The sequence below is a fragment of the Rhizorhapis sp. SPR117 genome (assembly GCF_021742065.1).
Window position 1 is genome coordinate 17,461 of sequence record NZ_JAKKIE010000013.1, and the last position, 26,893, is coordinate 44,353.

At 61.6% G+C, this 26,893-nt stretch carries 21 protein-coding genes and 2 pseudogenes; 8 read left to right on the forward strand and 15 right to left on the reverse strand.

The window, feature by feature from the left end:
• Positions 1-33: 33 nt before the first annotated feature.
• Positions 34-1,092: a type II glyceraldehyde-3-phosphate dehydrogenase gene (locus tag L3X40_RS07110; protein ID WP_237365009.1), complete on the forward strand. Its 1,059-nt coding sequence runs from the start codon at positions 34-36 to the stop codon at positions 1,090-1,092.
• Positions 1,093-1,221: 129 nt separating this feature from the next.
• Here the strand turns inward: L3X40_RS07110 and L3X40_RS07115 are convergent, their stop codons facing one another.
• From L3X40_RS07115 to L3X40_RS07160, 10 genes are all read right to left on the reverse strand, one after another.
• Positions 1,222-1,872, reverse strand: coding sequence for a DUF305 domain-containing protein (locus L3X40_RS07115; RefSeq protein ID WP_237365010.1), 651 nt, complete (start codon positions 1,870-1,872; stop codon positions 1,222-1,224).
• A 103-nt stretch (positions 1,873-1,975) separates the two neighbouring features.
• Complete coding sequence (locus L3X40_RS07120) at positions 1,976-4,687, reverse strand: cation-translocating P-type ATPase (protein WP_237365011.1); 2,712 nt, start codon at positions 4,685-4,687, stop codon at positions 1,976-1,978.
• A gap of 12 nt (positions 4,688-4,699) precedes the next feature.
• Positions 4,700-5,710, reverse strand: a complete 1,011-nt coding sequence (locus L3X40_RS07125) for a sodium:calcium antiporter (protein WP_237365012.1) — start codon at positions 5,708-5,710, stop codon at positions 4,700-4,702.
• 7 nt (positions 5,711-5,717) lie between these two features.
• The gene (locus tag L3X40_RS07130; protein WP_237365013.1) at positions 5,718-6,671 is read right to left on the reverse strand and encodes a 1-phosphofructokinase family hexose kinase; all 954 of its coding nucleotides are present in this window, start codon (positions 6,669-6,671) and stop codon (positions 5,718-5,720) included.
• 181 nt (positions 6,672-6,852) lie between these two features.
• Entirely contained in the window at positions 6,853-7,278 is a 426-nt protein-coding gene (locus L3X40_RS07135; protein WP_237365014.1) for a YHS domain-containing protein, read from the reverse strand.
• Between the two features lie 230 nt (positions 7,279-7,508).
• On the reverse strand, positions 7,509-8,711 hold the full coding sequence (locus L3X40_RS07140; RefSeq protein WP_237365015.1) for an MFS transporter: 1,203 nt from the start codon (positions 8,709-8,711) through the stop codon (positions 7,509-7,511).
• 68 nt (positions 8,712-8,779) lie between these two features.
• Positions 8,780-9,544 (reverse strand): TPM domain-containing protein, encoded by a 765-nt coding sequence (locus L3X40_RS07145; protein ID WP_237365060.1) that lies wholly within the window; start codon positions 9,542-9,544, stop codon positions 8,780-8,782.
• Positions 9,465-10,271, reverse strand: a complete 807-nt coding sequence (locus tag L3X40_RS07150; RefSeq protein WP_237365016.1) for a TPM domain-containing protein — start codon at positions 10,269-10,271, stop codon at positions 9,465-9,467. Before L3X40_RS07150 ends, L3X40_RS07145 begins: the two co-directional genes overlap by 80 nt.
• 14 nt (positions 10,272-10,285) lie before the next feature.
• Positions 10,286-10,885, reverse strand: a complete 600-nt coding sequence (locus tag L3X40_RS07155; RefSeq protein ID WP_237365017.1) for a LemA family protein — start codon at positions 10,883-10,885, stop codon at positions 10,286-10,288.
• Between the two features lie 376 nt (positions 10,886-11,261).
• The gene (locus L3X40_RS07160) at positions 11,262-12,383 is read right to left on the reverse strand and encodes an IS110 family transposase (RefSeq protein ID WP_237365018.1); all 1,122 of its coding nucleotides are present in this window, start codon (positions 12,381-12,383) and stop codon (positions 11,262-11,264) included.
• Between the two features lie 135 nt (positions 12,384-12,518).
• On the opposite strand from L3X40_RS07160, the gene L3X40_RS07165 reads away from it, so the two are divergent.
• Positions 12,519-13,871: a transposase gene (locus L3X40_RS07165; RefSeq protein ID WP_237365019.1), complete on the forward strand. Its 1,353-nt coding sequence runs from the start codon at positions 12,519-12,521 to the stop codon at positions 13,869-13,871.
• Between the two features lie 50 nt (positions 13,872-13,921).
• On the opposite strand, the gene L3X40_RS07170 is transcribed toward L3X40_RS07165, so the two are convergent.
• A complete protein-coding gene (locus tag L3X40_RS07170; RefSeq protein WP_237365020.1) occupies positions 13,922-16,897 on the reverse strand; it encodes a Tn3 family transposase in 2,976 nt (991 codons plus the stop codon).
• A gap of 79 nt (positions 16,898-16,976) precedes the next feature.
• Here L3X40_RS07170 and L3X40_RS07175 point away from each other — a divergent pair, with 79 nt between their 5' ends.
• The 6 genes and pseudogenes from L3X40_RS07175 (at position 16,977) to L3X40_RS07200 (ending at position 21,689) form a co-directional block, all read left to right on the forward strand.
• Positions 16,977-17,453 (forward strand): recombinase family protein, encoded by a 477-nt coding sequence (locus tag L3X40_RS07175; RefSeq protein WP_445177164.1) that lies wholly within the window; start codon positions 16,977-16,979, stop codon positions 17,451-17,453.
• Positions 17,407-18,162, forward strand: a pseudogene (locus tag L3X40_RS07180) (IS256 family transposase); the annotation flags it as partial. The gene L3X40_RS07175 and the pseudogene L3X40_RS07180, both read left to right, overlap by 47 nt.
• 78 nt (positions 18,163-18,240) lie before the next feature.
• The gene (locus L3X40_RS07185) at positions 18,241-19,284 is read left to right on the forward strand and encodes an IS110 family transposase (RefSeq protein ID WP_184071039.1); all 1,044 of its coding nucleotides are present in this window, start codon (positions 18,241-18,243) and stop codon (positions 19,282-19,284) included.
• Positions 19,285-19,471: 187 nt separating this feature from the next.
• On the forward strand, positions 19,472-20,017 hold the full coding sequence (locus tag L3X40_RS07190; protein WP_272907929.1) for a transposase: 546 nt from the start codon (positions 19,472-19,474) through the stop codon (positions 20,015-20,017).
• A 43-nt stretch (positions 20,018-20,060) separates the two neighbouring features.
• A pseudogene (locus L3X40_RS07195) lies at positions 20,061-20,324 on the forward strand (recombinase family protein); the annotation flags it as partial.
• Positions 20,325-21,689 carry a hypothetical protein gene (locus L3X40_RS07200; RefSeq protein WP_237365021.1) on the forward strand — a complete coding sequence of 455 codons (1,365 nt, stop codon included), beginning with the start codon at positions 20,325-20,327 and terminating at the stop codon, positions 21,687-21,689.
• 323 nt (positions 21,690-22,012) lie between these two features.
• Here the strand turns inward: L3X40_RS07200 and L3X40_RS07205 are convergent, their stop codons facing one another.
• The 4 genes from L3X40_RS07205 to L3X40_RS07220 are packed head-to-tail and all read right to left on the reverse strand — an operon-like array spanning position 22,013 to position 26,882.
• On the reverse strand, positions 22,013-23,113 hold the full coding sequence (locus L3X40_RS07205) for an ABC transporter permease (RefSeq protein WP_237365022.1): 1,101 nt from the start codon (positions 23,111-23,113) through the stop codon (positions 22,013-22,015).
• Positions 23,113-24,207 carry an ABC transporter permease gene (locus tag L3X40_RS07210; protein WP_237365023.1) on the reverse strand — a complete coding sequence of 365 codons (1,095 nt, stop codon included), beginning with the start codon at positions 24,205-24,207 and terminating at the stop codon, positions 23,113-23,115. The genes L3X40_RS07205 and L3X40_RS07210 overlap by 1 nt, the downstream gene beginning before the upstream one ends.
• Entirely contained in the window at positions 24,204-25,907 is a 1,704-nt protein-coding gene (locus tag L3X40_RS07215) for an ATP-binding cassette domain-containing protein (RefSeq protein ID WP_237365024.1), read from the reverse strand. The genes L3X40_RS07210 and L3X40_RS07215 overlap by 4 nt, the downstream gene beginning before the upstream one ends.
• A gap of 3 nt (positions 25,908-25,910) precedes the next feature.
• The gene (locus L3X40_RS07220; protein WP_237365025.1) at positions 25,911-26,882 is read right to left on the reverse strand and encodes an HlyD family secretion protein; all 972 of its coding nucleotides are present in this window, start codon (positions 26,880-26,882) and stop codon (positions 25,911-25,913) included.
• Positions 26,883-26,893: the final 11 nt, after the last annotated feature.

Consider the following 26,893-nt stretch of genomic DNA (forward strand, 5'->3'; position numbering starts at 1 on the left):
CCCAATCACCTCAAAAAGTCGGAAGGATCGAGCATGTCGACAGCAGATCAGATCAAAGTGGGAATCGTCGGTTACGGCGTCATCGGTCGACGCGTGGCCGAGTCGGTCTTGCTCCAGCCTGACATGGCCCTGGCCGGTGTTGCCGACGTCGCGGCCGACTGGCGCGTGGCGCAGGTCACGCACCACGGGACACCATTATTCGCGGCAAGCGGTGAGGGCAGGGCGGCAATGGAGACAGCAGGTCTTGCGGTTGCTGGTTCGCTCGCCGATCTCGTCGGGATGGCCGATGTGGTTGTGGATTGCACGCCAAAGCGGCGCGGAGCTGCGAATGCCGAGCTCTATCGACGCTTGGGCAAGCCGTTCATCGTCCAGGGCGGCGAGAAGCATGAGGTTGCCGGCCACTCCTTCGTTGCCGAGGCGAGTTATGCAGGGGCGCTCGGCCGGGAAGCCACCCGCGTCGTCTCCTGCAACACCACATCGATCGTTCGCACGCTCGGGGCGCTTAAGCGGGCGGGGCTTCTGGTGAAAGCCCGCGGCACATTGCTCCGTCGAACCACCGATCCCTGGGAAAGTCACCTCGGGGGCATTGTCAACACGCTTGTCCCGGAACCGCAGCTCCCAAGTCATCAGGGGCCGGATGCGCGCGCGGTCGATCCCGATCTCGATGTCGTGACACTTGCGATTCAAGTCCCCGAGACGCTCGGTCATCTTCACGCCTGGAGTGTCGAACTGACCCGACCTGCTTCCAAAGAGGAAATACTGGCGGCGTTTTCCGCTTCCTCCCGCATTCTGCTCGTTGATGGCCGCTCAGGATTGTCAGCGCTGAACGCGATCAAGGAGTGGATGGCCGATGAGGGGAGGCCTCATGCCAATCTCTATGAGGTGGCATTGTGGAGCAACCTGCTCGCCGTCGATGGCCGTGAACTCTTCTACAGCTACATGGTCGATAATCAGGCCATCGTCATTCCCGAAACGATCGACGCGATCCGGGCGCTCGCCGGACGTCAAGCCGACCCTACAACGTCAATTGCCCTTACCAATCAAACGCTAGGGATCGGATCGTTGAGGAGCCCCGGGCAGCCTATGGAATGAAAATCGGCAAGGCTCTCTCTGCGATAGGGAGCCTGACACTTGTTGCCTCACCGAACAGCTGATCTCCTGCGGGTTTGGTGTCCGGCGACGTGCTAAACTGCAAGGAGTGACCGCAGGAATCGACATCGTTCACTGTGGCATTTCCATCGGCCCACCGCGAAGGATTCGCTCAAGCATCCGGACTTCCTTCTGCTGGTCGCGCTTCATTCCTTCAGCTTTTCGCCGAATTACCGCAGAGGAATCTTGTCCGTGCAAAAGCACGTCAGACATAGCTACGGCCCCGCGATGGTGCTCGACCATCTTGCGCATCCAGGTTTCGGATAAATCCGCACACTCTATTGCCATCATGGCATCATGCATCTTCGCCACTGAGAGCTGATAGCGGAACGCACCTTGCTCATCGGGTTTCCCATTGGCGACTAGCTGCTGGAGATCCGCAATCTCTCTGGCCTGTATATCTATGGATCTCTGTGCCATCGTGGCGAAACGCCCGGACGGATTCAGCCGGAGAATAATCTTCGACAATTCAACGCCGCCCCTCTGGTGCTCGATCATTTTCCGTACCCAATTGTCGCCGGCATCGGTGCCGACCGCCCCCAGCAATCTTTCCTTCATCTCCATTTCGGCATGAAAGTATGGGCCCATGTCGTGAGACATGGCGTCGCCCGCAGCACCTTGGTCAGCCGTATTCCTGCACTGGTTGCCCGCTCTGTCGCTTCCGCAAGCGGGCAACGCCAAAGCCGGCAGGACCAGCACTGCGCAGGCGGCCATCTTGCACATCCTTTGTTCCTCCTGGCGCTCCCCCTGATCTGGAGTATTGCGCCAAAGCCGTAGAGCGCCAACCCTGCTCGCACCGGCGGGTGGCGGCATCGGCTGCTTATGATTACGGTCTTACCGCGCGCAGCTCCTCGAACCATCCCAGTCGGCGCATGAGAAGCTTCTCGCCTTCCAATAACAGCATCAGCATCACAGCCGAGAAAAGGATCAGCGCCAATTCCGATATCGAAAGCGGCCTGCTGGCGAAGATGCGGTTCATCAACGGCAGATAGGTGAAGATCAGCTGTGCCGAGACCACCGCGCCCACTGCTAACAGCACCGCCTTCGTGCCGAGTGCTCCGCGCAAGGTGATCGAGCCAGCGCGGAGATAGCGGACGTTAAAAAGGTAGAAGATCCCAGCCCCCACCAGCATATTGACCACCATCGTGCGCGCGGTCTCAACACTGCGCCCTGTATCCAGCGCCGTGAAGAAGATGCCAAGCGAGATGGCCGCGAAAAGGAACGAAACCAGGAGTACTCGCCACAGCATGAAGGCGGACAGAAGGGCCGCATTCGCCCTTCGCGGCGGACGCTCCATCACCCCGCGCTCGGATGGCTCAAAGGCCAGCGCCAGGCCCAGCGCGCTGTCGGTGACAAGGTTGATCCACAGGATTTGCGTTGCCGTCATCGGCAGGGTGAAGCCCATGAGGATCGCAAGGAGCACTATAACGGACTCACCGCCGTTGGTCGGCAAAGTCCAGGCGATCACCTTGCGGATGTTATCATAGACCGTGCGCCCCTCGTGAACTGCAGCGACGATGGAGGCGAAATTGTCGTCGAGCAGCACCATTTTCGCCGCTTCCCTGGAGGCTTCGCTGCCCTTCTGGCCCATGGCTGTGCCAACATCGGCCTGCTTGAGCGAAGGGGCATCGTTAACCCCGTCCCCGGTCATGGCGACAATGTGGCCCCGCGCTTGCAAAGCCCTGACGATGCGCAGCTTGTGCTCGGGGCTGGCCCTGGCGAATACCGATATCTTCTCGACCGCATTGAGCAGATCCTCCTCGCCAAGCCGCTCGATTTCGGTGCCGGTCATCGCTTTGGGTTCATCGGCGAGCCGGAGCTGTCTGGCGATCGCCAGCGCCGTCGCGGCATGGTCGCCCGTGATCATCTTGATCTCAATTCCCGCCCGCCTGCACTCGGCCACCGCATCCTGGGCTTCCTCGCGAGGTGGGTCGATGAAGCCGGCAAGGCCAAGCGGTTCGACGCCGGTCTTCAGTAGATCGGGGGCGAGCGCATTCACCGAATCGTCCACCCGCTTCGTCGCGAAACCGAGCAGCCGCTCGCCGGCCGCCGCCGCGCCAGAAATACGTTCCCCCCATTCTTTGCTCACCGACGAATTGCCGATCATGCGCAGCACGGCTTCGGGAGCGCCCTTGATGAACACGACATGCCCACCCTCCGGCGACTGGTGTAGGGTCGCCATGTATCGGTGCATCGCATCGAAAGGGATCTCGTCGAGGCGCGGCCATTCACGGCGCTCGCGGGATGGATCGAGCCCCGCCTTCATTGCGAAGGCGATGAGCGCACCCTCCATCGGATCGCCTTCGACCGACCAGCCGCTCTCGCCCTGTTCGAGCCGCGCATCGCCGCACAACAGACCGCACAGGGCAAGCTCGCGAACCGCAAAGCGGGCTTCATCGGCTCCGCCCTGCGTGCCGGCGAGTTCTCCTTCGGGCGCATAGCCAGAGCCACCGACCTGCACCTGTGCGTTCCCGGCAAAGACTTCGCGGACCATCATCTCGTTGCGCGTGAGTGTCCCTGTTTTGTCGGTGCAAATGACGGACACGGCGCCAAGCGTCTCCACCGCCGGCAACTTGCGGATGAGCGCGTGACGCACTGCCATCCGGCGCACGCCGATGGCGAGCGTGATGGTGATGACCGCCGGCAAGCCCTCCGGAATCAAGCCAACGGCAAGTGCCACCACCATTATCAGTGCTTCGCTCCATTCGAACTGCCGCATCCAGACGAGGAAAGCGAAAAGCAGGATCGAGCCCACCAGCATCACGCGGGTGAAACGAGTGGCGAAGCGATTGATCTGCCGAAGCAAGGGTGTGGAAAGTTCGGTCACTTCCTGCAGCATCCCGCCGATCTTTCCGATCTCGGTCGCCCGGCCCGTGGCGGTGACAACCGCTGTCGCCTGGCCGGTCTTTACCAGAGTGCCTGAAAAGACCATGCTGCTGCGGTCCCCCAGCGCGGCCTCCGCCGCCACCGCTGCCGAACTCTTGTCCGCAGTCAGTGATTCCCCGGTCAGCAGCGCTTCGTCCACCGACATAGCGCGGGCACGCACGATCCGCGCGTCGGCCGGCACCTTCTGCCCCGCTTCCAGCAGCACGATATCGCCGGGCACAAGCTCATCCGCTGAAACGCTGGTTCGCTGTCCATTCCGTTTGACCATCGCCTGACGCGAGATGAGATGCCCGATGGCGCGCAGGGCCTGCTCGGCCTTGCCTTCCTGGACGAAGCCCACGATCGCATTGACCAGTATGACCGATCCGATCACTGCCCCATCGATGACGTGCCCCAGCATGAATGAGGCCAGGGCCGCAGCCAAAAGGAAATAAATCAGGCCGCTATTGAATTGCGCCAGGAAGCGGCGCAGCGGACCGATCCGCACAGGCTCGGGAAGACTATTGGGCCCCCAATCCTCAAGGCGTCGCTGGGCTTCAGCGCTGCTGATCCCGTCGATGCGGCTCTCGGCGCGGGCAAGACTTTGATCTGGGGAAAGCGCGTGCCAATCGGTCGTTTGGAGATCGGTTGGTGAATTACCGGCGATGTCCACTTTTGCTCCCAATCAATGCCCGTACAGGTAGATGACGTAGGAGCTCAGCAGATAGACGGCGAGGAGCGACAGGCTTATCCAGCCGAAGAGCCCGAAAAACCGGTTGCCGGGCCTGTATAGCAAACCGACGATGCTCAATCCCGCCATGATCGAGGCGGCAAAGGCGGTCACTGCATGAGTCGGCGAGACGACGGCGAAGAACGAGCCCGGCGTATAGGCGATGTCGTCGAGGGCGATGACCAGTATCGCAAAAAGATTGCTGCCCAGCAGATTGCCGATCGCCATATCGGCCGAGCCCATCCGCAACGCGCTGATGGTAACGATCAGCTCGGGTAACGATGTGGCCGCAGCCACCAGCAGGGTGCCGACAAAGCTGGTTTTCCATCCCATCACTTGTGCGATCTCGAGCCCGACGAATGGCAGCCATGCTCCAATTCCGCCGATGACTGCGGCAGACAAGATGTAACGGACGAGTGCGCGCTTCAGCGAGCTGCCCTCTTCTTCTTTGTCCAGCACGGGCGTGATCCGCTCTGGACGACGCTCATAGAAGAAGGCTGCGCGCATCGCCACGCCGTAGAGCACAAGGAGAAGCGGCGAATATACGCTGACATGGGCGATCCGGAAATTGAGGTCACTACGAGCGATCAGCACCAGCGCGCCGACAAAACTGATCAGAATGATCCCGAAGCTCGCGGTAAGGATATGGCCCTGGTCGATACGCCGCCAGACCGGCGTATCGCGTGACAGGGCGTCCAGCAGCGCCAGCATGACCAGGTTGAAGATACAGCTTCCCAAGGCATCGCCCATCGCAATGTTCGGCGCATCGGCTATGGTGACGGAGCTGATCCCGGTGAACAATTCCGGCAGGGACGTCGCTGTCGCCAGCATGATCAGCCCAACCCAGGAGGCCGACATCCCGGTAAGTCGCGCGATTGCCTGGCCGCTGCGTGTCAGCACCGGTCCGGCCAATCCGATCGCGAAGAGACAAAGGCCGAATTGAAGCCACGGGAGAATGAATTGCATCAGCAATTCACGGCCGCAAAGATAGCGGCTTGCCGCCCTTCGCCACGAGCGCGAACAATCGATCGATGTCTTCGGGAAAGGCAAGGTCTGTGCCCGGGGTCAGCACGGCCGCAGAGCCAGCGGCCATGCCGTAGCGGAAGGCGTCGACTGGCTCGTGCCCGACAGTTAGCGCGTGGACCATGCCGGCGAGGAAGCTATCGCCAGCGCCGACCGCACTTTTCGCCTCGATGGGTAAGGCGGGCAAGTGTAGCGCACCCTCCTGCCAGGCCAACAAGGCACCCCTGTAGCCCATGGTAACCGCAACAAGCTCGGATTGGCCCTTGCCGACGATGGCCTTGGCCGCCTCACCGATCTCCTCGATGGATTCAAGTTCACGGCCGACCAGCTGGCGCAATTCGCCCAGACTTGGCTTGACAAGCAGGAAGCCGCCACCCTCCAGCCCTTCCTTCAATGCCTCCCCGGAGGTATCGAGCACCGTCCGGATTCCCCGTTCGCGCATGATCTTGATCACGCGGGCATAGAAATCAGCGGGCACGCCGGGCGGCAGCGAACCGCTTGCCACAAGATAGCTGCAATCGACCTCGGCGAGCCGGTCGAGGCAGTCCTGCCATTCTTCCGCCGCCACCGGTGGGCCCGGCGGCGTGAAACGGTATTCCTTGCCGCTTTCGCGTTCCAGCACCGCGGTCGCGATTCGCGTATCATGTTCGATCGGAATGCGCGTACGCACCAGCTGGTGCAGGTCGACGAGACCATCGAGTGCCGCGCTGGTCGCCCCGCCAGACAGATAATAGCAACGTGCGGTACCGCCCAGACGGCAGAAGACCCGGGCCACGTTGATGCCGCCGCCGCCCGGAGCATAGCGTTCGTTGCGCGTGCGCATCTTGTGCGTGTGGAAGACGCCATCAACCTCGTAGGAGACATCGATGGTCGGGTTCATTGTCAGGGTGGCTATACTCTTCATGCTGATGATCCGTTTCGTCGTGCCCGTGTAAGGTTGACAGTACGCAATGATCCTTCGCTAAAATCATGCGCAAATGCGGTTCCAGAATAGCTTGATCGAGCATCGCGCCGTTACCAACTCACCGTCCGGTAACATTGTCAGGCATTCGAACTTTCCGTTGCCCGGCGCGCCAGTTTGGTGATTAGCACCCATGATGCCGGCGGCGAGGTCGCCCGGCGCTATCATGGCCTCCAATCGGAATGCCCTGCACCTTGTTCGCATAATCCTGTGGCGCAGCCTCGAAACGGTCGCGATTTTCCTTCGATGCGAAATAATAAGCCTTCCCCTCATAGATCGATGTGACCGCGCCGGCAGTGCGCACCGCGATTCCACTGACCGGATCCACCACTGCCTCCGGCGGCTGCGGCCAGGTAGCGGCTCCGCGTTCATCAGGCTCGGGGTCGTGATGGTTGTGATGGCCCGGATCGCCAGCCTTATCGAAGGAGCCGTGGCTACGTCCCCTATAGTCTGAGCCACCATGGCTTCGGTGGCCGCGCCGCAAGAAGAAGAAGGCGACGACCGCTACAGCAATCAGGATCCAACTCCAGTTCAGCGCCAAGCCTTGCATTACCCATTCTCCATGGCAGAACGAGGACGCGGCTTTCCGCGATCCACCAAGCAACTGACCCAGCGTCCGGAACGGACCTTGTCGGCCCGCCCTGGCCTGCGTTCAGTTCACAGGCTCGTCTGCACAAACCCTATGTAGGTTAGACGCTTCGGCGGGCATTTCTTACAGTCGCCAAGTTGGTTCCGAAAAAAGATCGCCGAGGCCGTTGCGCTGGCCATCAAGCTGGCAGATCACAGGGCGGCTGGCTCCAGACCCCGAATTCTTGCTGTCGCACCGAGACTCATCGCTGCCGAGAACCCAAGCAGCGCTGCGGCGAGAAGAAAGGGGATGTTTGGCACCAAGCCGCTGTTGAACAGCAGCCCGACGACGGCTGAGCCGATCCCTTGTCCGAGGCTTGCCACGGCAAGCTGTGACCCAAGATTCGCACCTTGCTGCGGTCCTGCTGCCAAGGAGATCCAATAGGTGAAGACGGGCACCAGTATCCCGCCACTCGCCGCCACCAACCCGACCGCGATCGAGAGCGAAAGAAGCCCGGTCGACCACGGCAACATGAGCACGCCCGCGCCCATGACGGCGAGGCCGGGCGCAATCGTTCGCCATGTCGCTGCCGCTTTGAACAAGGGCGAGAATACGATCGCCTGGGCGACAAACATGACCAGACTACATTCTGCAAACAGCAGCGCCAGCTTCGCCGATCCCAGGCCCAACGTGCGGTCGCCGCGAAGCGCCAGCCCGACCTCGAAAACGCCGACGGCGACACCCAGGACGAGCGAGAGAGCGAGCAAGACGTGAACAACTTTTCGCCCGGCCGCGTCCTGAGCGGTGGTCCGGAGGTTCCCGGAAGGCAGGCACTGCGGAAGTAGCGCGAGCGAACCAATCGCGGTGATGATGGCTAACGCCGCCGTCGAGGCAAAAGCCAAATTCGCTCCCGAATGCACCGCAGCGGCTGCCCCCACCGCCGGACCCAGAAACAGACCGGCAGTCGCTGCCATACCGAGCCACGCAAGCCGACGCGCCCGCCAATTCTCATTCGGAGCGCAATCACCAATCACGGCAGATGCCACAGGGCTGATGGCCGCAGCAAACAATCCCGACGTGAGGCGCTCAAGATAAAGGCCAGCAAGCCCCCCAAATGAAACGATCCCGAGAAGACTGACGCCGTAGCCGAGAAGCCCGACGATGATCACGGACCGCCGGCTATGTCGATCCGAAAACCAGCCCCACAATGGCGCAAACAGGAACAAGGCCAATGTGTAAAGCGAGGATGCCAACCCCGTGTGCCTGGCTACAGCATCCGTCGTCAGGCCGGCATCCGCCGCCTGGATGAACGACGGCAACACGGGCAGCATGACACTATAGCCGAACCAAACCACAAAGACCGCAAGCAGCAGTGCGGCGAGCGCCTGCGGGGGGAGTGCTCGCGCCGACTTCATCGCAGTATGACTAGCGCAAAGCGTCATTCCGGGGCGTTCGGCGGCGAACAGAATCCCCTCACATCGCCTCAAAGCTCGACGACCTTGTCAGGCAGTTCGTTGAGATTGTCAGCACTCTGAGGAAAATGCTCCGCAAGCAATGCCCCGACGCATTCAACGGCGTCCACCAATCCAGCTGCGATCTCGTTCCGCTTGATGCCGTTGATAACGGCGGCTGTCGCATCGCTCCAGGTCTCGGGCGGCACCTTCGCATAGATCCCCTCGTCGCTCACGACCTCCGCTTGCCGGTCGCTGAGCGATACGAAGATGAGCACGCCGGTGCGATTGGCGGTTCGGGACAAGCCCCTGGTTCGAAACTGTTCGAGCGCGGCGCGATGGACATGTTGGCGCCTGACACGCCGAGGCGTGAGCAGCCGCGAAACCGGCGGCACCAGCGTGAAGCCATATGTCAGGATAAACAACGCGATGGGCAGAACAGTGTAAGTGAGGCCAAGACGATGATAGGCGATGGTCGCAAGGTCTTCACCGTGACCGGGCTTCCAACCCGGGGACATCAACATCGCGATATCAATACCGGACAGCCAGAGGAGATAGGGCACGAGCAAGGCAATGGCGGCGGCCCAGGCGAGCGCCACCTGCGGATAGTAGCTGTCCGCCTCGTTCAAGACGCAGTAGATTTCGCCGGAGGTGCTGGTCTCCGCGCGGCGGATAGCATCGGCGACCTTTTGGTGTTCGGCATCGCTTAAGATCATTTCACCAGCCTCCGGATGCGCCGCCGCCGCCAAACGAACCACCGCCGCCGCGAAAACCTCCGCGAAAACCGCCACCGCCATGACCTCCCGGGCCCGGACCCCAAAGGATCATCGGCAAACCAGACCCGTGGCGATGCCGCCGCCCATGGCCATGGCCGCCAAACGCCATCAGCGCCCAAATGCCAAAAATCAGCAAGGGGAAAAGGCCGGCGGGGCCAATTGCGGAGCCTTCGTTCGCCTGTTTTGCGGCCTCGTCGCCGGCCTGGGCTCGTGCTTGCGCCTCGCCTTTGTCCAGCGAGAGCTGGCGGATGAGGGCGGCGGTACCAGCAACAACGCCTCCGGGGAGATCGTTCTGGCGAAATCTCGGCACAACTTCACGTTCGATGATGATTTTGGATAACCCATCGGTGAGAATTGGCTCGAGGCCGTAACCGACCTCAATGCGCACCCGGCGCTCCTTCAGGGCGACGAGGAGTATCACGCCATTGTTGAGCTGCTTCTGGCCGAGGCCCCACGCCCGTCCGAGCTGATAGCCATAGTCGGCGATGTCGTAGCCCTGGAGATCGGGGAGCGTGGCGACGACAAGCTGCCGGCCGTTCTGCGTTTCGAGACCTGCGAGCTCGTCGTTGAGCCGGGCCTCAACATCTGGCGGAAGGATGTTCGCGGCATCGACGACCCGGCCAGACAATTGCGGGAATTTTGGCTCCGCGAATGCCTGAGTTGCGAAAACGGAGCAGGCGAGCAGAACCACGGCTGGCAGCAATACTGCCCAGCGAAACTGCGAGGATCGCTCGGTGCGGGCGAACATGCCATGCTCTCCGGTCAGATCTTGCCGTCGAGGCTGGGGGCCACTTCTGCGCCCGGCGTCACGGCCTGATAGGGCACCATCGGCTTGGCCCCATAGATGATCCTGGCGGCGACGATGTCTGGGAAAGTCCGGATCGTCGTGTTGTAACTCTGCACCGCCCCATTGTAGTCGCGCAGGGCGACGCGGATGCGGTTTTCCTGGCCCTCGAGCTGGCTTTGGAGCATCTGGTAATTGGTGATGCTCTTGAGCTCGGGGTAGGCCTCAACATTGGCAAGCAGGCGTCCAAAGCCACCGAGCGAAGTCGAAAGCTGATTCTGCGCGGCCTGGAACTGAGCCATCTTGACCGGATCAGTCAGGTCGTCGGCCTTGAGTTGAACGCTGGTCGCCTTGGCGCGGGCTTCGACTACCCCGGTCAGAATGCCACGCTCCTGCTGGGCCGCACCCTTGGCGACGGCCGCGAGGTTGGGCACCAGATTGGCACGTTCCTGGAAAGCGGCCTGGACATCGGCCCACTTGGCCTTGGCGGTTTCCTCCCTAGTGGGGACGGTGTTCACTCCGCATGCAGCGAGCGTCAGCGGCATCGCCAGCAGCACGACGTTGCGGATAGAGGGCATAGCCTGAAAAGTACGCCAAACAACGCTAAGGTCGAACAATCAGTGAACGCTTAGCAGACCGTTGACGAAGTCGGCGGCGGCTGATTCTCATGTTCGAAATCAAGTCCGAAGGCGAGTTCGTTTGTTCGCCTTGGCGGCGGGATGGTATTTTGGCTGTGCAGGGTCGGACGCGGCGGCATTGAGACGACGGTTGATCAGACTCTGATGCGCGGGTTGGATACCGCAGGACCGTGGTTCGTCTCGGGCCTTCCTCCGTCTCAACTGTCGCGAGGTCGTGCTCGCAGAATCAGATCGAGGGTTGCCCTGACCGGCCGCCGCGCCCGACGCTGCACAGCATGGGCTTGCTTTCTGGTTTCCTTGTTTGAGTTTTTGCTGATCAGGCTGCCTGCATTGGGGGCGGTGTCCTGAGTGCGATCGCCCAGACGAAGGCGGCGAGTTCGCGCGCGATGGCGACGGCGACGACATTCCTGGGCCGTCCGGACCGTTGCAGGCGCCGGTAGCGCGCACAAAGTCGAACCTGCGCCTTCCAGCCTATCTCCCTGACCGGCTCGGGCAGATTGGCGCTGCGTCGCAGGAGGTCGCCAGCGACCCGCGCGGGCAATCGATAGCTCCAGGCGCTTTCCACCAGCATGCGCCGCGCCCGCGTATTGCCGGCCTTGGTGATATTGCCCTGCGCGCGGGTTGCGCCCGATGAGCGTTCGCGCGGCACCAGGCCGAGCCACGCCATGAGTTGGCGCGGATTGGCGAAGCGCCGGAAGTCGCCGATCTCGGCGACGAGCGTCACCGCCGCGATGAGCGATATCCCACGCAACGCCTGGATCGCCGCCACGGTGGAGCACAGCGACCAATCCGGCAACAAGGCTTCGATCTGGCATTCGATCCTCGCGCGTCGATCTTCCGCCTGCTCGATCGCGCGATTGTATTCCTCGAACGCGATCTGCTGCGCCGGATGATCGAAGCGCTGATCGCCGAGCCAGCGGCGATGGGCTTTGGTCCAGTGCTTGCCATTGGTCCTGTAGGCACGGCCGTGGCGCAGCAGAAAGGAAAGGAGCTGCTGCCGGGTCCGGCGGATCGCCCCCACTGCGGCGAGTCGCGCTCGGATCAGATCGCGCATCGCTTCATGTTCGGCATCAGGCACCCAGATCGGTGTGAGCTCACCCGCTCGAAACAGGCTGGCCAGAACCACGGCATCCCGGCGATCCGTCTTGACCTGACTGCCCGGACGTGCCGGTGTCATCGAGGGCGCTACCACCTGGCAAGGATATCCCAGCTGTGTCAGCTGGCGATGCAGGCCATACCCCGTCGGACCGGCCTCGTAGGCAAAGGCCATGCGTGCATGCCGGGTCGCCAGCGTTCTGACCAGCCTGGCGACTGCATCGGGCGCGCTCGAGATGCTCCCGTAAAACCGTACTTCCCCTCGATCGCCACCCGCGGCAATGCCGACCGCGATCGTCTTCTTGCTGACATCCAGGCCAACATATGTTGTAACTTGATCCATGGCTCGTCTCCCATGTCTGAGGCCATGGTCGATAGACTAACCCTCGCTACCGATATGTCGCGAGACGAGCCACCGGCCTCGCCCCGAACATGACGTCTCAGTGCGGCAGTGGGATTGGCTGGCGGGTTTGCGACGATGGCGATGGGGCGGGATAGCGAGATCCAGTCTGATTTGATCGTGACGTGGGCGGAGATACCGCGTTCGCCGGGGCACGCCTTTTACGACAAGCTCCAGAAGCTGCTGGCCGAGGCGGGCTTCGATGCCTTCGTCGAGGAGACGTGCAAGCCCTATTATGCGCCGCGGATGGGAGCCCCGTCGCTGCCGCCGGGCCGCTATTTCCGCATGCTGCTGATCGGCTATTTCGAGGGCATCGACAGCGAACGCGGGATTGTCTGGCGCTGTTCGGATTCGCTGTCGCTGCGCGAGTTCCTGCGACTGTCGAGCCGCGACAAGGTCCCGGATCATAGCTGGTTGTCGAAGACGCGGAGCCGCCTGCCGCACGAGGTGCATGACCAGATCTTCGGCTGGGTGCTGGCCCTCGTTGCCGGGCATGATCTGGTGAAAGGTGAGCGGATCGGCGTCGATGGCTCGACCATGGAGGCGAACGCCGCGCTGCGCACCATCGTGCGGCGTGACAATGGCGAGACCTACCGCGAGATGCTGATGCGCATGGCGCAAGAGAGCGGCATCGACACGCCGACGATCGACGACCTCGTCCGGCTTGATCGCCAGCGCAAGGGCAAGAAGCTGTCGAACGCGGACTGGGTGAGCAAGACCGATCCCGACGCGAAGGTCGCGCGGATGAAGAACGGCTCGACCCGCCTGGCCTACAAGCCCGAACACGCGGTCGATCTCGACACGGGTGTCATCGTGGCAGCGCCGATCCACCCGGCCGACAAGGGCGACACGACAACGCTCGACCCCACGCTGGAGGCGGCAGCACGCAACCTCACCGACATTGGCCTGGCGCCGACGTCCGGGGATCCCTGCGGTCTTGTGACCGATAAAGGCTATCATTCGCGCGAGATACTCAAGGATCTCGACGGCGACATCTGGAAGACGCGCATCGCCGAGCCGGCACCGCCGAATGGATATCTGCGCTGGCACGGCGACGAGGCTGCCCAGAAGGCCGTCTACGCCAATCGGTCTCGCCTGAAATCCGCCGTCGGACGCAAGGCGATGCGCAAGCGTGGCGAGATGGTCGAGCGTAGCTTTGCCCATGTCCTGGATCGCGGCGGCATGCGCCGCGCGTGGCTGCGCGGGCGCGAGAATGTTCACAAGCGCTATCTGATCCACGTTGCCGGGTTCAACCTTGGCATTCTCATGCGCGCCCTGTTCGGTTGCGGCACTCCGAAAGGCGCCAGGGGTGTATCCAAGGCGTTCTTGTTCGTTGTTCAGACCGATGTTGTGCTCGTCACCGCGCTCATCGCCGAGTTCGAGGGCGAAAAGGCCATGCTCCTCATCGTTTTTACCCCTGAAGGCACCTGACGCAGCATAGACACGGACCGGGCTAAAAAACCGACTTCGTCACCGAGCTGTTAGGCGACGCGGGCATTTTGCGGCAGGTTCAGGGCCTTGCGGCCAGCGGAAGCAGCAGCCCTATCCCAGAGAAAGTCTCCGGAAAAGGCGATATGTTCCCAGCCTACCGGCGATGTATGGGCAAGGAGGTGGTCGGACGCCGCGACCGATTCCGATCGTAGATGCTGGACAGCAGCGTCCATGTAGGTCGTGTTCCAATAGACGATGGCTGCGATGACGAGGTTGAGGCCCGATGCGCGATATTGCTGGGCTTCATGGCTGCGATCAATGATGCGCCCTTGCCGGAATGTGTAGATCGCCTGCGTCAATGCATGGCGTTGCTCGCTATTGTTGAGGCCGGCATTGCAACGCCGGCGCAGGTTGGGGTTTTCAAGCCAGTCGAGCATAAACAGTGTTCGCTCGACCTTGCCGATTTCCTGTAGCGCGACGTCGAACTGGTTCTGCCGCTCATAGGCGGCGAGCTTTCGCAACATGACCGATGGCGCAACATGACCAGCCTTGATCGAACCGACAAGCCGCAGCACATCGCCCCATTGTTCATGGATAATGTCGGTCCGGATGCGCTTGCCCAGCAGCGGGGCAATAAATGGATAGGCGGCCACTGGGGCGATTGACGCGAGACGCCTGTCGGGAAAGTCCCGCAGGCGCGGACAGAAGCGAAAGCCCAACATGGCGCACAGCGCGAAGACATGATCGGTCGCCCCGCCGGTGTCGGTATAGTGCTCGACGATCCTGAGATCGGTTCCATGGCTGGTGAGGCCGTCGAGCACATAGGGCGCCTCATGCGTCGCGGCCGAGATTACATTGACGTGGTAGGGTGCGCGCTGATCGGAATTATGGGTGTAAAAGCTGAAGCCATGATCGACGCCGTAGCGGGCGTTGATGTCGCCGCCGGATGCGCCTCGCTTCGCGCCTCTGAAAAATTGTCCATCGGAGCTGGACGTGGTGCCGTCGCCCCAGACCCGCGAGAATGGCAGGCGGTGATGGGCGTTGATGAGGGCGGTCAGCGCCGCGCGATAGCTGTCATCGCGGATATAGGTGTCATGGGTCCACAGAAGCTGATCGCGCGTGACGCCCTCGCTCGCGGTCGCCATGCGCGACAAGCCGAGATTGGTGGCATCGGCCAGGATTGTCGCGAGCAGCGCGTTCTCATTCGGACAGGGCTCGCCGGTGCGCAGGTTGGTGAACGCCGCGAGAAAGCCGGTTTCCTGGGCCACCTCATGAAGCAGTTCGGTAATGCGGATGCGCGGCATCATCGCATCGAGCCGGTCGGCCAGTTCTTCGGCGTCGGGTGTCGCGATCGTGCGAACCGGCGATATCTGGAGGCGGCCATCCCGGAAGCGGACGCCCTCCAGAACGTCGCGCTTCAACCGCTGGGCAAACTTCTTCAGGCGCCAGTCGAGTTCACGGCCACGCTGTTCCAGCCATGCGTCCGCCGACGACGGCAGGCCGAGCGCCGACACGACCGGCTTGGCCTTCGGTTCGCTGAGCAGGTAGCTGTCGAACCGGCGATAACCCGCCGATCGCTCGACCCAGACATCCCCGGAACGCAATTTGTTGCGCAGATGCGCGAGCGTGGCGATCTCCCAAAGCCGCCGATTGACCTTGCCATCATCGCCCACAACGATTTTCCGCCATTCCTTGCGGAACGGCATCGGGGCGTCGGCAGGCAGATCGCGCTTGCCCGAGCTGTTGAGCGCGCGCAGCATCTCAATGGCGGCGATCGTCTTCGCGCTGCCCTTGCCGGCGCGGAACTCCAGCGCTTCAAGCAGATCGGGGGCGAACTTGCGCAAGGTCGCATAGCGATCGGCCGCGACCGTCAACGGATCGAGGCTGGCCATTTCCGCGATAGTCGCTGCTTCCGGCCTGGCTCTCAAAAGGGTCGTCCATCCCACCGACGCGTCCAGGGCCTCAATGGGATCTTCGCCGGTATCGATCGCATCGGTAAGCGCGTCGATCGTCCTGCGGAAGATCAGCATCAACCGTGCCACATTCTTCGAGGTGGCGGCATAGTTGCGTGCCTGGGCGTTCCTGGCGCGGGTGAATATCCCGCCAATGAGCTTGTCCGCCATTTCCAGGGCGCTGTCGGTAAGCCGCTCTTCGAGGTCGATCAGAAAGGCGAGCAGCGTGGCATGGCGCCGCGAGGGTGTATATCGCTCGATCATATAGGCGGGAGAGGCACGGCCCTCCCTGACATATTGGCGAAAGCGATCCGCATGGATACGATCGGCCACGTCTGAAGAAATGCCGATTTTCCGCACCTGCCTCAAACGGTCGAGAATCTGCCGGATGTGATCGGGTTTGGCCGCAACGGGAATCGTCTTGAGCAAGGTGAGTTGACTCACGCCGCCAGCGTCGGCCTCACCAAAAAGCTGGTCGAGAGCACGGACCTGTACAGCGCTGAGGTTGGCGATCAGGGCATGGGCCGCTTGCTTGCGGGCACGAGCGCGTCCCGCGATGCTGGCGCGTTCGATGGTGGAGAAGGAGGGCAGTAGAATCCGGGCCCCGCGAAGAGCGGAGATGACACCGCTCACGATCGTTACCCCCTTGTCGGTCGCCCATGCCGTTTTCGTCGCGGCCTCGATCATGAAGGGAATATCGGTGCGGATCGGGCCACGCACCCCAAGGCGTTCCGCCAATTCGCGCGCATGATCCGTCATGGTCTGATCCCGCGCCGCATAGTCGGCCAGATCGGTTACGCGCAGGCCCATTTGCTCCGCGACGAAGACGGCGAGGTCATGGGGGATCGCTCCCCTGTCTCGCATCAATTGAGCGAGCGTGACGCCGGGGTGACGCAGAAGGGCGAGTTGCAGCGCAACCCCAAGCTGGTTCCGCCGCTCGCGTCGCTGGCCGATGATTTCGATGTCCGAGGGCTCGAAGGTGTAGAGCCGGGCCAGACGGTCCCGATCTGCCGGGATGGCGAGAAGTTGATCGCGCTCACTCTCGGTCAGGAGTTGATGTTTGCGCTTCACCATGCCGATTCCCGTCCACAAAAGGTCATTTGGGGCTATGGACAGGCAGGAGTAAAGAGACATAGTATGTGGACGGATATGGATGGGTGAAGCAGTCGCCTTTCACAACGTCCACGAAACGGCCGTTTGGGAGACGCACGGCATGGGCGGAATTTTGGGCTACGCTCGCGTCAGCACCGGCGATCAGGACGTGGCGGGACAGACCATGCGTCTGGAGAAGGCCGGTGCCATCAAGGTGTTCACCGACGTCATGTCGGGCAAGAGCATGGAGCGGCCCGGTCTGACCGAACTGATCGCCTATGCTCGCAAGGGCGATACGCTCGCGGTGGTCCGCCTTGATCGACTTGGACGCTCTCTCGTCGAACTACTCGCCACGGTCGAGACGCTGCGTGTCCAAGGCATCGCGCTTCTGAGCGTTGAGGAAAAGATCGACACCTCATCGGCCGCCGGCGAAGGGACTGTCAGGAATTTTGTGCGCGAGGCCATAAGATGGAATGGAAAGGACCCATCATATGGCTATCGACAAGGAAGTGCTGGACCAGTTGCTGGCAGGGCGTGATCCGCAGGAGTTGTTTGCGAAGGACGGTCTGCTCGACGAGTTGAAGAAGGCGCTGTCGGAGCGGATGCTGACGGCCGAGCTCGACGATCACCTGGAAAGCGAAAGCGCCGAAGGCGCAGCAGGAAATCGGCGCAATGGTAGCTCGCGCAAGACGATGCTGACCGGCACATCGAAAGTGATACTGGATATTCCGCGCGACCGGGCCGGCACGTTCGATCCCAAGCTGATCGCCAAGTACCAGCGGCGCTTTCCCGATTTCGACGACAAGATTGTGTCGATGTACGCGCGCGGGATGACGGTGCGCGAGATCCGGGGGCATCTCGAGGACCTGTACGGCGTTGATGTATCGCCTGATCTGATCTCGACGATCACCGATGCCGTGCTGGAAGCAGTCGGCGAGTGGCAGGGTCGACCACTCGATGCCTGCTATCCGCTCGTCTTCTTCGACGCGATCCGGGTGAAAATCCGCGACGAGGGCTTCGTGCGCAACAAGGCTGTCTACATCGCGCTCGGCATCCTGCCCGACGGGACGAAGGAAATCCTCGGCATCTGGATCGAGCAGACCGAGGGCGCGAAGTTCTGGTTGCGCGTGATGAACGAACTCAAGAACCGCGGCGTCGCCGATATCCTGATGGCAGTCGTCGATGGCCTGAAAGGCTTTCCGGAAGCGATCAACGCCGTCTTCCCCGAAACCATCGTTCAGACTTGTTGGAGTGGACGGCCCCCAATACGGCATCGATGTGCCAGAATGAGGTCGTTGCAGATTCTCAAGCGAAGGAGACCGTCCGTGGAACAGATTACCCGCATCGGAATGGACACGTCAAAGCACGTCTTTCAATTGCATGGCGTCGACGCGACTGAGGAGCCCGTGCTGCGCAAAAAGCTGCGGCGCAAGGAGATGATCGCCTTTTTCGAGAAACTACCACCAACTGTTGTAGCGATCGAAGCATGCGGTGGATCCCATCATTGGGCCAGGTTGCTGCAATCGTTCGGACATGAGGTGAAACTCATTCCGCCACAGTATGTTAAACCGTACGTAAAGCGCGGCAAGAATGACGCTGCCGATGCTGAAGCGCTTTGCGAGGCGATGAGCCGACCGACGATGCGATTTGTCCCAATAAAGAGCGTCGACAGTCAGGCCGCATTGATGTTGGTAGGCGTGCGCGATCAGTTGATTCGCAATCGCACGCAACTCGCCAATGCCATAAGGGGTTATGCAGCTGAGTTCGGGCTGAGCGCGGCCCAAGGAATATCTAAAGTGGAGCCGCTCCTCGAGCGTATCGCAGCCGATGAGACGTTACCGGAACTCGCTCGAGAACTGTTCGCCCTCCATGCGCGAGAATACGGACACTTACAGGTTGAGATCGACCGTGTTGAAGAGAGGTTGATGGCTTGGCACCGGGCCGACGAATGCAGCCGGCGACTGGCGAAAATTCCTGGCGTCGGTCCGATCGGCGCATCGCTGCTCGTCATGAAGATGCCAGCACCCAAAGGCTTCCAGTCGGGTCGGCACTTTGCTGCATGGCTCGGCTTAACACCGAAGGATCATTCAACCGCCGGTAAGGTCCGGCTCGGCGTAATTACCCGTGCCGGCGATGAAGTTTTACGAAGCGTGCTCGTGGCCGGAGCGACAGCTCTCCTCCGGCACGTTCGAGACGGACGCGGCAAGAACGCTTCGCCCTGGCTCGTGAACCTACTCAAGCGCAAGCCGCCAAAGCTGGTGGCTGTGGCGCTGGCCAACAAAATCGCCCGTGTCGCATGGAAGCTGATGGTGACGGGCGAAGAATACAGAGCCCGTGGCATGCAACCGGCTCATGTCCGAACGGCATAAAGATCTGCCAGTCGCGGCGAGCAATTATAGAAGGCTGCCGTGCTGAGCTGATGCCCGAACTTGCAAGAAACGAGCAGATGGTGACCGATCGATCCGAAACGCGAGGTAATCCGTACGATGCACAGGCCGGCAAAGGTCGCAGACTTGTTTGGAACTCGCGTAGCGGAAACCATCTTGGCCCGCGGTCATGTGCGACCGCATACGCAGAGGCCGGACATATGATCGCAAGCGATCGGTTCAAAGTTATGCCCGTCAATCTTGTAGGGAGGGGGCCGTCCACATATGCATCGTCCACCTGATCAGAAACTCGATGGGCTTCGCGTCCTGGAAGGACCGCAAGCCGATCGCCCAGGCGCTACGCAGCGTCTATCGCGCCGACAATGCCGAGGCTGGCCTGGCGGCGCTGGAGACCTTCGAGGAAGGGCCATGGGGTCAGAAATATCCGGCGATTGCCATGAGCTGGCGCCGGCACTGGGAGCAGGTAATCCCGTTCTTCGCGTTCAGTGCGCCAATCCGCAGGATCATCTACACCACAAACGCGATAGAAGCGCTGAACTCGAAGCTCAGGCGGGCCGTCCGAACTCGCGGTCACTTCCCGAGTGACGACGCAGCGATGAAGCTGTTATACCTCGTGCTTAATCAGGCGGCTCAGGAATGGAAACGGCCGCCGCGCGAATGGACCGAAGCAAAAACCCAGTTTGCCGTAATCTTCGGTGAAAGGTTCGTCATCTGATGACGAAAACCGGCCTCGCGCACAAAATTCCTGACAGTCCCCCGGCGAACTCATCTTCCATGTGTTCGGGGCCATCGCTCACTTTGAACGACGGCTGATCTCCGAGCGAACCAGGGATGGAATCGCGGCCGCCCGCGCCAAAGGCAAGCAACCTGGGCGTCAGCCCCTCGACCTGTCCAAGGTGGATGCCGCTATCAAACTGGTCGAAGCGAGTATCTCGCCGACAGAAGCAGCACGACAACTCGGCATCGGCCGATCAACCATCTATCGCGAAATGCGCCGCCTCGGCGTGGAAAGGCCTATCTGAATGTCCAGGTTGAAATCCGCTCACGATCTCTCCGGACTGATGAAGTATATGAGGCGTGCTCCCTGGGACGAGATGATGGACGAGATGCTGGTCGCGCATCTTGGCCCGGCATGCGAGGCGACTGATCTTGAGCCTGATGATATATTCGACATCATCGGCAACCATTGGGAAGGCCAGCTGTGGGGCTGTGCTTTTGAGGATTTGCTCACACAGGAACTTGAGCCTGGCGGCCTTAACCTCGTCGATGAGTATCTCAAGCGTCGGGGCTGGAACGAGAAGGCGCCGAACAAGACCTATATGCGCGCACTGCGCGATACGGTGATGTCGCTCTATGAAGTCAGCGAAGTCGTGCCTGGCCAGTCGATGACCTTGCGGGATCTTCTGCGTGATATTGAGCCGGTCACGGTGCGCGAGCATAGCGCTACGCAGACCCTTGTTAACTGGGACAAGATCGCCGCACGGATAGTCGATGTGAACGGGCGCTATGGCATCTCCGGCGCATTGCTGCCGTTCAGCGCGGATGGCGCCGAACGGGTGATCGAGGCATTTTCCCAACTTGAAACCGATGGGCCAGGTATTGGCAGACTGTCCCCTCCCGAAAGGGAAGCCCTCCTGAAAGCGTCAGGTCCGATTTTCACCAATATCTGGTTGCTTGATTGTCTGGGCATGGCCATGCCCGACAACGTGCCTAAAATGGTCAATGCCGATGGCGATGAACTTGTCTTCCATCGTATCGTCTTTCCCTTGGCAAAGGGTGTCGTCGGCAAGAGCGTGGCTCGCAGGCTGAACGCGGCACAATGGCTCGAACCTGCCAGCGACAGTTTCTGGAACTGGCTGGCTCCGGTAACCGAGAAACCGCAAGCAGCCAAAAGCGGGCAGGCTTTTGTGACAACCATGGAGGACGGCACACCCGTTTTTGCCAATGTCGAGTTGGCGGGACGCAAACTGATCGTTGAGGTCAACAGCGCCGCCCGCGCTGAACAGGTGATTGCGCAGATGAGCGAATGGCTTGGTGATTGCGTGAGCACACCTATGACCGAAATCCGGACTCTGGCCCAGTTCATGGCCGATGACGCCCGCGCTCCGCAGGAAGAGCCGCTCGATATCCCGCCGGACGAAATGGAGCGCATCGTTCATGAGATGCTGACACGCGAATATACCAAGACGCTTGATGAAGCGGTGCCAGCCCTCGGGCACAAGACGCCACGCGCTCTGGCCCGCACGAAGGCAGGCCGACCGAAAGTGGCCGACTGGCTCAAATATATAGAGAATGGAGCTGCAAAATCCGGGGCTGGCGAAGCGATGGCCACCTATGATTTTACGTGGATGTGGCAAGAGCTGGGCATCATCGACCTGCGCCGTTGACCGCCATTATACCGACGTTCTCGCACTGTTCTCCCTTAGCGTTGTCTGGCGTACCATCCACGCTATGCCCTCGATATACTGTCGCCAATCGACCATAAAATATCCCTCTATTCGGAACGCAGCATTGGGGCAGGATCATTGCTCGAACTCAGAGACGCGATCGCGCGACGCCTTCGTCAAGCCGACACCCAATTATTGGACGCGCGGAGCGGCGCGCCATTACACTCAGTCTATGAACGGTCTTGGCAGATCGGCGTCGGAGCGGTTTGCGATGCGGGAGTGCCAGCGAATCTGGCACGCATCCGCGCCGCCAGTCGCCCCATTCACCATTGCCGCTTGAACAGGAACCAGCCTCCGGCAAACATCGCCGTGCTGATTGCGATCAGCACCACGGCATGTGACCAAAGTTCGCCGATACCCGCTCCCTTCAGGAACAGCCCCGACAAGATGTCCACATAATGGCGCAGCGGGCTGGCTAGGGTAGCAGCCTGCAGCCACCCGGGCATCGTCTCGACCGGCGCGATCGTTCCCGAAAGGAACAGCAACGGGAACAAGCCGAAAAAGCTTACGAGCATGGCCTGCTGCAGGGTGTTGGTGATTGTCGCCACGAACACGCCAATCGAGACTGCACTCATCAGGAAGACGACTGTCAGTACAAGCAAGGTTCCAATGCTTCCTCGCATCGGCACGCCCAGCAGCGTCAGGATCAAAAGAGCCGGAAAAACCGCGCCGGTGCAAATCACGATGGTCGGCATGATCTTGGCCAGGAACAATTCGTAGGCGCGAATGGGGGTTACCCGCAGCTGTTCTATCGTGCCTCCCTGTTTTTCGCGTACAATCGCGGCTGCCGGCAGCACCACTCCGAGCATCAGCCCTGCCTCGGCCAACATTGCCAAGGCTATGAAGCGGGTGTTCGTCAGATCGGGATTGTACCAGACCCGCAAAGCCGGCTGGACGCCGTGCGCGTGCTTGAGCGTGGCGGTTCGCTCTTGCGCGAAGCGCGCGAGGATCTCGATCACATAGGCCCGGCCGCGAGCGGCAACGTTTCCATTCGATCCGTCGACGACGACACCGAGATCGACTCTGCGACCGGCAGCGATCCGTCGGGCGAAACCGGGAGGAATCTCCACGACCGCGTCGAGGGCACCACGCTGCAGATGATCCTCGACCTGGCGCGTGTCGGCAAAGTGGGCGGCCAGCACGAAATTGTCGCCTCCTGTCAGTTCCTGAATCACCGTGCGGCTGGCTTCGGTCCGGTCATGATCGATCACGCCGAGCTTCAGGTTCTGGACATCGAATCCGAGCGCCAGCGTGCAGATCACCAGTTCGGCGCTGTAAAGAAACACAATGAGAAGGAGGATCACTGGATCGCGTAGGACCTGCGTGAATTCCTTGACGGTCAATCCCGCGATGCGCCCCCACATCAGGCAATCCTCTTGCGAAACCGCCAGGTGGCGAGCGCGAACACAACCACGGTGTAGGCCGCGATGATTGCGACAGAGACCCAGATTTCTCTTGGGCCGGCCCCACGCAACACGATGCCTCGGGAAGCCTCGAGGAAGTAGCGTGTCGGAAACGCCGAGGCGTAGAACTGGAACGCCACAGGCATGGTGAAGATGGGATAGATGAAGCCAGAGAACAGGAACGCCGGCATCAGAGTAACGATCAGCGCGACCAACATGGCAGCCAACTGCGTGCGGACCAGCGTGGACACCAGCAAGCCGATCGAGACGGTGCAAACGACATAAAGAAGGCCTACGGCGATCAACAGCAGAAGGCTACCGCGAATTGGCACGGAAAACCACAGGAGACCGCCGCCGACCACGATCAGGAGTTCCAGAAATGCAATGACCGCATAGGGCAGGAGCTTGCCCGCGATGAACTCGCCCTTGGTCATGGGTGACGCGTAGATCTGCGCGATCGTACCCAGTTCCTTCTCCCGCGCTACGGCGAGCGCGGTGAGCAGCGGCGGGAATGCCATCAAGATGACCGCGAACAGGCCCGGCACGATGAAATCCCGGCTCCTGAGCTGGGGGTTATACCAGACCCGGACTTCCGGCCGGATCGGCGGACGGAGTTCTTCTGGAAAGGCGTACAGGATTGCCTGCCCATAGGCCGACAGGATGGAAGCCGTGGTCGCATAGGTGCCATCAATGACGAGTTGGACCGGCGCGGGCTCGCCGCGGCTCAGGCGCCGTGCAAAACCTTTGGGGATGAATAGCGCGGCGCGCGTCTCGCCCCGCATCAGGGCATGCTCGGCCACGCGTGCATCATCGGGCGCGGCCTTCAGCATAAAATAGCCCGAATTCAGGAACCGCGCCTGCAAATCCCGGCTTGCCGCGCTCTTGTCCTGATCGACCACGACCAGGGGCGCGTTCTCGACATCGAGCGAGATCGCGTAAGCGAACAGGAACAACATGACGAGGGGCATGAAGATTGCGATCGCGACGGTGAAGCGATCACGCGAAATCTCCAGAATCTCCTTGCGGGAGAACGCCAGCATGCGCCGCAGCTTCATGTCGATTTATCCCTCAGACGCTCGCGGGCGATGAAACCGAGGAATACGTCCTCGACGCTTGCCGTGCTGAGGCCGAGGTCGGCCATCAGGGCTCCGAGCGCGCCTATGGCGATCAGCCGTCCATCCATCATGAGGCCAAGGCGATCGCAGAAGGTCGCTTCTTCCAGATAATGGGTCGTGACCACAATGCTCACGCCTTCGGACGCAAGCAAGGCGATCAGCCGCCAGAACCGGAACCGCGCGAGCGGGTCCACACCGGAGGTCGGCTCGTCGAGAAAGAGCACCTGAGGTCGGTGCACAATGGCGCATGCGAGCGCCAAGCGCTGGCGTACCGCGCCCGAGAGACCCGCGACCGGCCTTTCCTCGATCTGTTCGAGACCCGCGCGGGCTACAACCCAGCCGATCCGGCCTTCTAGCTCCGCGCGGGGCACGCCGTAGGCTCTACCGAAGAAGCCGAGATTTTCGCGCGCGGTCAGATCCGGATAAAGCGAAAATTTCTGTGACATATAGCCGATGCGCGCTCGTACGGCTTCACTCTGACGCGCCACGTCGAATCCGGCGATTTCGGCTCGACCCTCAGTGGGCGCGAGGAGCCCGCAAAGGATGCGGATCAGGGTGGTCTTGCCGGCGCCATTTGGACCCAGAAGGCCCAGCACCTCCCCGGCGCGGATGGACAGGCTCACCTGATCGACGGCGGTAAAGGCACCGAAACGCCGCGTGACCCCGTCGGCCAGCACTACCGATCCTTCCATCTTTTGCTGGGACGCTGCGGCTTGCGGCTCGTCGACCGGCGTCGCTCCGTCCGCCGAACCGACGGTGAAGACATCCTCCATTGTCGGCTCGGCTGCTTCGATTGAAGCAACGGCACCTGCGCTGATCGCGGGCGGCCGCTCCGCGCGCATCTGCGCCCGGATCTCGTTGCCCGAACGGCGCTGGAAGCTGATCACTGCCGGATCGGCCGCGAGCTCGCGTTCGATCACCGCCGGTTCGGCGGTCGCGATCCGGAAAACCCGGCCCTGCGCGCTGGCCCGCAGTTCGGCAGGCGTTCCCATCGCCAAGGGACGTCCGTCGCGGAGCAGCAGCACCTGGTCGCTGGCGTCCGCCTCGTCCATATAGGAGGTCGCGAAGACAATGGAGCGGCCTGCCGCCCTGGCCGCCTCGAGAATCTTCCAGAGTTCGCGGCGCGAGAGCGGGTCGACACCGAGGCTCGGTTCGTCGAGGATGAGCAACGGCGGCTCGTGGATCAGATTGGCGCACAGCGCCAGCTTCTTGCGCATCCCACCCGACAGCGCACCCTCGCGCCGGTTCTGGAACCGCTCAAGTCCGGCCATCGCCAATAGCTGCGTTCGGCGCTCATCCAGAGCCGCCATGGGGACGTCGCGAATATCCGCGGCGAAAGAAATGTTCTCCGCGACCGTCAGCCGGTCGTAAAGCGAGAAGCCTTGCGACATATAGCCTACGCGCGCCTGAACAAGCCGGGCCCCGCGGCGGACATCTTCACCCAGCACGCGACAACTGCCCTCGCTAGGCGTCAGAATGGCAGCCAGCATCTGCAGCAATGTCGTCTTTCCCGCGCCGTCCGGGCCGACGACGCCGAATACCTCGCCGCGTCCGACACGAAAGCTCACGTCCTGTATGACCGCCCGTCCGCTGTATCGGCGGCCGAGCCCCTCGGCTTCGACGATGGGATCCGAAAGCATGGCCTATTCCGGCACTGTCAGGCGCGCGGGCCATCCAGCGCGGGCATTCCACAGAATCCAGGCGTCAGCGGGCATCCCGGGCTTGAGAAAGCCATCAGGGTTGGCTGCCTCCAGCGTGATGCCATAGACGGTGCGGCTGCGCTCATCCGCCATGTGAATATCGCGGGGAGTGAATTGCGCTTGTGCATCAATTCGCGCTACCCGGGCGTCGAAGTACCGTTCCGGAAAAGCGTCGACACGCAAACGTGCCACCGCCCCCAGGCGCACCTTGCCGAGATCCCGCTCGCTCACGAACAGCTTGAGCTTCACGCGGGACAGGTTCGCCACGACCGCCACCGCCTGGCCGGGGGCCAGCACCTCGCCCGGCTCGACGAGCCGCTCCAGCACAGCCCCCGAGATCGGGGCGAAAATTCGGGTCTTGCCGATCTGCGACTGGGCAAGGGCCAGGCTCTTCGATGCCACCTCGGCCTCGGCGCCCGCTCTGGCTTGCTGCTCCTGCAAGATTCGCACTTCGTCGATAGCGGCCCGATTGGCGTTTCGCTGGAAATCGACCTCCCGCGCCGAGACGGCGCCTTCGGCGGACAGACTCTCGAACCGCTGAAGGTCGATTCTTGCAGTCTCCGCGTGATGTCGGGCAAGATTGATCTGCGGGACGAGCTGCGCGGCGGCGCGCTGCGCGGCCGCCCGCTGGGCAGCGGCACGATCGGCCTGTAGCACATAATCATTCGGATCCAGCCGTGCGACAAGCTGACCAGCGCTAAGATTCTGGCCTTCAACGGCTGCATTCTCGAGCAACCGTCCTGGGACCTCGACCGAAATCCGCACCTCATCGGCCTCGACGCGCCCGCTGCCGTAGATCACCTGAGCGGGTTGGGGCTGGGGTTTCAGCATCCAGTAAAGGCCTGCCGAAACCACAGCTATCGCGAACAACCCCAAGGCCACCAGGCGGGTCAGGTTTTTGGCTTGTAATGCCAAGGCAAACTCCA